The 8,723-nt window shown below is 42.2% G+C and carries 7 protein-coding genes; 1 reads left to right on the top strand and 6 read right to left on the bottom strand.

Going from position 1 to position 8,723, the window contains the following annotated elements; genetic code table 11:
* Nucleotides 1–8: 8 nt before the first annotated feature.
* Entirely contained in the window at nt 9–173 is a 165-nt protein-coding gene (locus CEX98_RS22980) for a hypothetical protein (RefSeq protein WP_172439840.1), read from the bottom strand.
* A 152-nt stretch (nt 174–325) separates the two neighbouring features.
* Entirely contained in the window at nt 326–655 is a 330-nt protein-coding gene (locus CEX98_RS22215; protein WP_143484392.1) for a hypothetical protein, read from the bottom strand.
* Nucleotides 656–773: 118 nt separating this feature from the next.
* Here CEX98_RS22215 and CEX98_RS23655 point away from each other — a divergent pair, with 118 nt between their 5' ends.
* Nucleotides 774–938: a transposase domain-containing protein gene (locus CEX98_RS23655; RefSeq protein WP_172439839.1), complete on the top strand. Its 165-nt coding sequence runs from the start codon at nt 774–776 to the stop codon at nt 936–938.
* Nucleotides 939–1,038: 100 nt separating this feature from the next.
* On the opposite strand, the gene CEX98_RS22205 is transcribed toward CEX98_RS23655, so the two are convergent.
* The 4 genes from CEX98_RS22205 to CEX98_RS22190 all read right to left on the bottom strand — a co-directional run bounded on the left by CEX98_RS22205 (nt 1,039) and on the right by CEX98_RS22190 (nt 8,299).
* Nucleotides 1,039–1,548, bottom strand: a complete 510-nt coding sequence (locus CEX98_RS22205) for a hypothetical protein (RefSeq protein ID WP_099644133.1) — start codon at nt 1,546–1,548, stop codon at nt 1,039–1,041.
* A 136-nt stretch (nt 1,549–1,684) separates the two neighbouring features.
* Nucleotides 1,685–2,194: a hypothetical protein gene (locus CEX98_RS22200; protein WP_143484391.1), complete on the bottom strand. Its 510-nt coding sequence runs from the start codon at nt 2,192–2,194 to the stop codon at nt 1,685–1,687.
* Between the two features lie 13 nt (nt 2,195–2,207).
* A complete protein-coding gene (locus CEX98_RS22195) occupies nt 2,208–5,951 on the bottom strand; it encodes a DUF637 domain-containing protein (protein WP_099644131.1) in 3,744 nt (1,247 codons plus the stop codon).
* An 8-nt stretch (nt 5,952–5,959) separates the two neighbouring features.
* Nucleotides 5,960–8,299 carry a hypothetical protein gene (locus tag CEX98_RS22190; protein ID WP_172439838.1) on the bottom strand — a complete coding sequence of 780 codons (2,340 nt, stop codon included), beginning with the start codon at nt 8,297–8,299 and terminating at the stop codon, nt 5,960–5,962.
* Nucleotides 8,300–8,723: the final 424 nt, after the last annotated feature.

Below are 8,723 nucleotides of genomic sequence, written 5' to 3'. Positions count from 1 at the left end.
GTATGCTCTCACCCTGCCCCTGGGTTTGGTACTTTAACGTTTGCTAATATAGGCTTCAATTTATATTTCTTTGAGTTTATTTTAGTGAGTATATCAAGTGCATACTCTTCAGCTTCTGCTGTCACAGGTTGCCCGTTGAGCTTACCTTGCGCAACTTGCTCTAACCATTTCATTCCACGAGCCTCTAAATCCAACTTATCAGGATTCGGGAATGAATTACGAATAGATGATTTTACTTCTATTAGCCAAATTACACCATTTTTCTCATCAACTCCTAGTAGATCGGCACCATGATTTGACTTATTTTTTACAATATATTTAAAGTCTAACCCCGTACTATCATCAAAGATTTGCTTAGCAATTTGTTCGCCATAATAACCATCGTTTCTCTTATATATATATGGGAACCATCAACTTTTGCTAAAAATTCAAAATCACCATTTAAGTCATTCAGATTAAGTTTATCATTTATAGCTTTGTTAACAGTAATGGAGCCACTTGGTGCATCATTTTTTCCTGCATCAACATTATCTTTAATGTCTTTAAGCATTGCAGGTGAAATTGCATCGTTTCGTTTTAACCAGTCAAGTAATTCATCAAACGTTTTAAACCCTGGAATTACTTTACCTATCACCGCACCTGCGGCTTGTTCCATTAACCAATCTTCAAGTAGCTCTTGCCCTTTTTCTGGGTCCGACTCCATTGTGGTATAGATTTCGTACAACTCGTCAGCTGTTAGAGCAATATCAATACCTTTTAGTACCAGCAAACTAGTGGAACTAAGAAGGGCGAATTACAGTGCAATCTTCTACAGCGTGCTCGAAACAGCCAGAGCAAACGGCCACACCCTATTCGACTATGTGATGCATTGCTTACACAAATTAGTCCAGCCACAGTGCGATATCGACAGTTTACTGCCCTGGCATGTTAGCCTCTAGGTGTGGTTTGCTGCACGCTTACCGAGGAAAAGATAAATCAGGCTATTAATTAACAAAAAAGCCAGCTAATAAGCTGGCTTTCGAACCGCTAAATAACTATTTAAGCAGTGTAGTCAAATGACGATGTATCTGCTGATGTGGGCACGGTATAACCGGGCAAGGTTTCTCCCGGGAATAAGACATCCCAAACACAGCACTTGACCAGCAACTTGAGCATTTCAGGGTGGTACTTGTCAGAGTACTCAGCAAGCTTTTCACGGTCCAAAAATTCCTTACCCAATCCAAAATATTCAATCCAGAAAAGGACACAAGCGAATTGCACTCCTTCGTGACCATGAGCTTGGGTTTCATGCAATGGAGGCTCCGCATCAAAATAACCACAGTTTAAGCGCCACCACAGTTCAATATCTGACTGATAAGCACAAACTAATGCTTCCTTTAAATCTGCGACTCGATATCGGCCTCCCTGAATATCAAACCCTTCTAGATATTCATCAATCGCCTCTTGCATAATACCCATTAGTGTTTCTTCGCACTCATCTGGTACATAGTAATCTCTGAATGCTAATATAACCCAATAAATAATCTCTAACTGTTTAGAATCAAACATACATTTAAATCTCTATGTCTCCCGAATTCAACACTTAAGTCAAAACTTTAGCTAATATAAAACTTTATTGTTTGCAATAGATATAAAAACAAAAAAGCCAGCTAATAAGCTGGCTTGCGAACCGCTAAATAGCTACTTAAGCAGTGTAGTCAAATGACGATGTATCTGCGGATGTAGGCACGGTATAACCGGGCAAGGTTTCTCCCGGGAATAAGACATCCCAGACACAGCACTTGACCAGCAACTTGAGCATCTCAGGATGGTACTTATCAAAGTACTCATCAAACTTATCTTGATCCATGAACTCCTTGCCCAAACCAAAATATTCAACCCAGAAAAGGACACTGGCGGATTGCACGCCCATATCAGGCTCGCGCTGTGCTTCATGTGGGACGCAGTCAGTGTTAAAGCTATAACAATTCAGGCGCCACCAAAACTCAGTACTCTCCTGATAAGCACTAACCAACGTCTCCTTCGCATCGACAACTCTAAAACGACCTCCTTGAATATCAAACGCCTGAAGATGGTCATTTATCGCCTCCTGCATCATGCCAATTGGTGTTTCTTCACAATCGCCTGGCACATAGTAGTCTATAAAAGCCGAGACCACCCACTCCAGAATTTCATGTTGCTTCGATTCACGCATTTTCTTAACCTTTTTAATTTGGATTAACGCCTTTATCACTGGGGTACATTGTATTTATATACCATACACCATTATTGTCCTTCTTGTATCTGACAACCACTTTAGTCAAGTTGCTGACCTTTTGCATCTGACCATTTACCTTTTTATAGCCATGACCCATGCTCTTGCCTGCATCAAAAGAAATAGCAATTACGCTCTGCGCATCCTTATTTAAAGTCAACGCTTGCTTAAATAACTCACCAGTAGGCGCCGCCTTTTGTAGAGACTCTTTCAGTGCCTCGTCAGAACCAAACTTTGAAGACAATTGTGGCGGCCTCTGAATTCTAGAATTATCTGGCGCTACACCTGTACTCGCTCTGTGCTTCAGGTGCTCATCGGTAACATGAGGACCATGTCTTTCAACCGTATGTGCACTTGCATTATGCTTAAGAAGACTCCACTCAGCAGGCGTGTATTTATCTCTTGGTATGACACTTTTTTTAAGGGTATCGTGGCCTCTAATTCCACTATCACTGTAACCACCAGGAGCCGTTTGATCCGGGTTGTTGTAGTTTGCCGGTGCATAGCCTGCAACTTTAAAATCAACCTTGCGCTCAATTGAATCAATCACCTGATCCAACTGCAGTGACAACTCAGCCCCTATCGTGGTCTTATTTGCCAGCTGTTTAACTTTCTTTAATACAACCTCAGGTGCCTGGCCCAGCACCACATCACCGAGCAGGGTAAAGCCTAACTCCATGATCAGCTCATTGCGAGCAGCGGCCCGTTGCCCAGCAGGTAAGTTCTTAACTTTATTTAGTCGCTTACCAATGGCAATAACATTTCTGGCAGCTTCTATCGCGTCATAGGCTTTCCATAATAAATAAGCGCCTTGTAAAACAAACCAGAAACCGTTGTTTTCGGCCGCATTCGCCCCTGCATTTGCAGCGATATTGACTTCACCACCGGCAATAAAGGCCGCCAGACCTGCACCCAGTTTAGCAAGATCAACCCCTTCGGATTGTAACTGCATTAACTTGGCTTTGCTGTAGTCGAGGTTCCCCAAGGCCATCAGGTTATCTTCCAGCGTCTGCATTTGCGCAGGAGTCAGACTGTTTATATCATCAACCCCCTCCACACCAAGCAGCTGCTGGAGCTTTTTATCTTTATTCTTAAGCTCTTTTTCTAATTCAGAGTAACTACTGATTTCTTTGTGTGCATCAGCAACCAATTCACCCACTACGGCACCACCAGCGCCGCTGCTACAACCTAGCCCTTTGTCGCTGTTACTAGCTGCTGCGGTAAGCGTACCCGTTAAGCATCCGACTCCAGCATGTGCCAGATAACGCGTAACTTGGTTAATTTTTGGTGGATCAGAGTGAACCGCATCACCAATCTCTGACGCAAGTTGTTTACCCAGTTCAGCAATTGCGTATGACTTCAGGCTGCCAAGAAACTGTCCCTTAAAATCGCCAAAATCACCACCATTAATAATGGTTGAAATACCCGCACTTACCGCCGAGTCAATAACAGCTTGGGTTGCTTGCTGGGCAATATCAATCGCTTGTTGGCTTGCGAAAAATCCAGAGCCGGCTTCAGCATTGTTAAAGAAATTAAGATCTTTTAAGGCACCGCTATTTAAAACACCAGCGGTCGCCATTGAGGTTGCTAACGAGCGAATGCTGTCTTCTTGCAGCATAGACTCTAACGTGCCACCAATACCTTTGCCACTGGCAAGCCCCGTTGCGGCTTGTGTAGTTAATGTTATTGCACCAGCCTGCATTGCTGCAGCTGGAATCATGCCGTTTAACGCGGGACCAATCGCATTTACACCTGAACCAGTCCACCCAGCCCCTGCGGGCCCCATAGCTACCGATACAGCGATGGCGATAATAGCCATTGCCGCTGGGCTTAAATTACTGGTTTTTTTGTGTATATGGAGCTCGTGTAGCTCCTTATATACGATGTCTAAATTGTTTGAGAAACGTGGGTCATTATAAATCTGCCCCATCCATGATAGTTCAGAGTTTGACGCAAACTTATCTAATGTTTGGGTTAAGGACTCGCCTTCATACTGCCCTAACTCCAACGTTAAACCATGGGTGGCATGTACCTTAACACCGCCGACGATTTCGTTGTAAGCTGCGGTCTCAACTTCATCTTGGATCGTTTCCGTCTTTATCTTAAACAGGCTTTTCCTAACGCGATGTTTAAAATAGTGGTCTTGCTCTTTGGTAAGTAAAAAGTTGACCTTACCGTTGCTTGCGCTGATCCGAGTACCGTCTTGCGATTTTATCTTCGCTGCACGTAAGGTTATATCACCATACTCAGAGGCAATCACTACATCTTTACCGGCCTCAAGCGCTGAACGGATCGCAACCGTTTGGAACTGCCTAATTTCTTGGCTTACTCTGCTGTATTTTGTTTTACGATGAGACTGATATTGTGATTGCTCATCAACAATATAGACACCTTGTTGGGCTAAGATTTCAATCGCGCCCTGATCTGAACTAATTTTGGTGGCATTAAGGGTGACTTTACCCTGCGCCATCAATTTGATAGCGTCTTGGGCTGAGAGCTCACTCTGTACAATGCCAACGCTAGTACGACGGTAATAATTTTTACCTTGTTGTGCCTCTCGGCCTGAGTTTAATGCGATAGCCTCTACCGAAATATCGCCATAAGCCTGTAACTTAATACTGCCATTAGGTGCTAAGAAGCTTGCGCCTCGTACTCGAATATCGCCGTGCGTACGTAATCGAATATCACCATTTTGCGCCAATATAGTGGCTGGTGAGTCGAGATATTCAGTTAAGTAAAAGCCCGTACTTGATTGATCACTATAACGATGTACTAGCGTTTTATGCTCAACGTTATTCGCTAAAATTGAGACATTATCAACCGCTTTAAGCGCCCCTGACGCATTTACTAAAGTACCGTGAACATGCAAATTTAAGTTACCCGAGGAAGAAATTTCTCCGCCCACGTTCACTAAATCATTCATGCTCTCAAGAATGGTGTTACGCCCTAATAAAAGTTTCTGACCATTAACCTCTATATCTTTCCAAGTAACGCGATTGCCCGTAAATTGCACAACATGCGCGTCAACTTTGTTGTTATCAGTCGTCGCTTTTGTGAGGTAAACCACAGGTACGACAACCCGCTCGCCGCGAATAACGCGATACTCAGGCCAAACCATATCAAAACCATGATCTGAGCCATCTAGTACATCACCGTATTTTTTCTTTTTCAGTAATGCGAACTTGAGTGCGTTCTCGTACAGCCGTCGGATTTGCGTGGTTTCATTGTGACCATGCGTCTCCTCGTTAATTAGTTGCTTACCTAATAAGCTAAAAATTTGAGATCGAACAAGACGACTTTGTACATAATTATCTCCAACAGGCTTGCCAAGAGAGTGAAACGGGATAATAACCGTAAGGCCACTATTGATTAGTGGTATGATCTGAGGAGCAGGTAATAGATGAGGGTACTGATCCTTGAGCTTATCATGAAAAGCCTTTAAGCCGTACATACCGCTACTGGGTTGCTCGACATACTCTATTTTACGATATAATACGTTGTCGTGTGATGCTGCTCGCTGAAACTGTAATGTCCCGCTTAACTCTGCCTCAATTTGCTGGTCATTCAACAGTTGTGCAGCAATAGCCACGGTTGGCAACGTCGCCTGTAATACAAAAACACAGACGAGTAAAAAGCTCGTTAATCTATGCCAACGTTGGTAGTGTTTTTCTTCCGGGTAAAGAGTATTAATATCCATTGTGCTTCCTAACTATTCCACCACTGCTCAGCTTGATCTATCCAATTTTGAATCTCTTGGTTCATCTTATCGACATATCGCTTTAACTGCTCCCAAGCTTGCTGGTAACTGAGATTGATCGTTTTAGTCGGGGTGACATATCCACATGTTATAGGGTTATCAACAGGATGTGCTACTTCATCTCGCTTTTCCTTTTGACATATTTGTTCTTTATATTCCGCTTTTATCTGCACTTCGCCTGTCTGTTTATTTTCAGAGATCTTACTTATTTCAACTAAAGTTCCATTGTGCTTGTTGAAGTAATCTTCAACATAATTTTTGAATGCCAGTGTTTTTACTTCCTCCACTGCATCATAATTTTCCAGTATGAGTTTTGCTTGATTTGCCATCACATTACCCGCAATGTGGAACAGCGTTTCCCTTTGCTTTACATTTGTTATTTTTACTTTTGTATCAGGCACATAAATCATTTTGCTACCACATATCTCAGGGTCGAGTAGCAAACTTTCAATAATTACTTTATCCATACATTTTTCATAGAGAGGATTGACCTTTTTGATCATCTTGGTACGTTGCTCATCACTGAGTTCAATGCCGATGCTTTTTACCGAGCCATTAGGGAAATCGAAGTGTGCATCACCAAATACTTGAAAAAAGCCGGTGTTGTTTAAAAACCCTGTTCTACCTTTTGATTCAAAGCGACCAAATGAATAGATAAAACCTGGTGGAGAGTAGAATAATAGTGAGGCAGATAACTTCTTATCAACACCCTCTGTCACAATATCCACTGATGAGTGGACTTTGTACCTTTCGTTGTCAATGAGGTTAGAATGCAAGCGCATTACCCCACCATCTTCGTTGACTCCCATAATGGCCGACGCATTTAGTAAATACTCTGGCGCGTCTATTTCTAAGCTTTTTTCTGCATATACACCGACCTGTCTTGCCTGATTAGCATCAAGAGGAATACCTTCCTGCCAGTCCGCTTTTGACTTTCTCCAAACAAAATAAGGGTTGATGTTTTCAAAGCGTTTGGCACTAATCGTAATGCGAGAACCAAAGATTAATGCGGCTGATGATTTAACTCTGTTACCATCAAATTGCTCATTCGCGTGACTAAACCCAATATCGAATGTATCTTGCTTTGTTAACTGCTCGAGTGTTAACGAGTCTGACTCCTCGCTATCAGGGTTATAGGAGTAACGGCTACCGTTTCTGATGATACTAGTTTGGGAGTGCATATCGATGTAACGGCCAATTATCGATCCTCCCCATTTATTTATTACACTTTTTTCAGCGGCGATAGAAATACGCTCGCCTCGGATCCGAGCGGAATTAAAGTTAGTGACTTGTTGGGCCGTGATCTTTAGCTCATCAAGTGCTTTTATCAGTGTTTTATTAGCGCCCTCATTTCTCAACACTCCACCGGCGACGAGCTGTACATCCTTACCCGATACAACACCAACGTTAGTGATCACTCCGAGTGAATTCAGCTCGATATCATTATCTGAGTGCAGCTCACCTTGGTTAGTAATTGCGCTCTGTGTACCAAAGTAGTTAATTCTAATCCCTTCAATAATAGGCTGAAAATTTCCTTGATAGTTGGCTGTACTGAGTAGCTCACTTCGAGTATCCAGCTTTGCATTAGCATTTATTTTTATCTGGCTTGTAGAAGAAATATTAATTGCCGCAGCTTTAATTGTGTTCGCTAATTCAACAGGGTAAGAAGATGCGGATGCGTTAACCAGCTTTTGATTTTCGTAGTTAACCGTCACGTTACCATTGAATAAGTTGATCCCACCAGAGCCGATAACAACACCGCCGCTATCACTCACTTCATATCCACCTCTAGGGTGACGTTTTGCAGTCAGGTTGGTCGTCATTCCATTGATATTCGTACGATTGGCAACAACATCTACCGACAAGGCGCCTGGCGCTTTTAAATTGCGAATGTATACCGAGCCGGACGCTGTTAAATCACCAACTTGACGGCTTGTTGCCGACACGGATGTTTTCGTTGCAGCCAGCAAGATTCGCGGGCTTTCTATAAACTCACAGTTATTGCATGTCACTTTGCGATCTGCAATAAATAGCAAATCAGCTGGTGCTCCAACTACTTTAATTTTATGTGCCAGCGTTATCTCCGGCGCCCTTACAATAATGACTTTGGCTGCCGTGCCGCTGTCATCAAGGTTCATAATGGCTAACTCTTCTTCAGTTGAGAAATTAGGAAAGCGATTATAAGATACACCATGAGCATTTACTGGCGCTAAAAACAGTAATTTGGCCGCACCATCTGCTGATGCAAGTACCTCTACATTTCTATTTGTTAGGTCTGATTCAGACAACTTTCCAAAAGATAAGGAGAAGGTTGGAAATGATAATATAATGCAGTTAAAAAAAATCAGTGTGTATATTAACTTCAAATTCAGCACCTTTGTACTAAGACATCCTATTAGATTCAACGAAGTACACTTACATTAAGCGGTAAGCTAGTCGTTGCTCATCGCAGTTTAAGAAAGCATTTAAAATAGGTGGGAGTGACTTTTTATGTGGCTTATATAATTAAAATTATTTTAACAGTACATTTATCCAACATCATGATTACTACCAGATACCATGGCTTTTTAAATAATTTAAATTATTTAAATAAAAAGTACGATAAATTGCTATCTCTAAAGCGGATGCGTAGCCTAGCAAAAGACGTTGTAATAGTAAATATTTCAGGTACAACTTTGTGAGCGATTATGCCGAGAATCTGTATTATCTTCT

This window comes from Pseudoalteromonas piscicida, assembly GCF_002744175.1.
GTDB classification, from domain to species: Bacteria; Pseudomonadota; Gammaproteobacteria; order Enterobacterales; family Alteromonadaceae; genus Pseudoalteromonas; species Pseudoalteromonas piscicida_B.
This window is presented reverse-complemented; position numbering and strand designations above follow the sequence as displayed.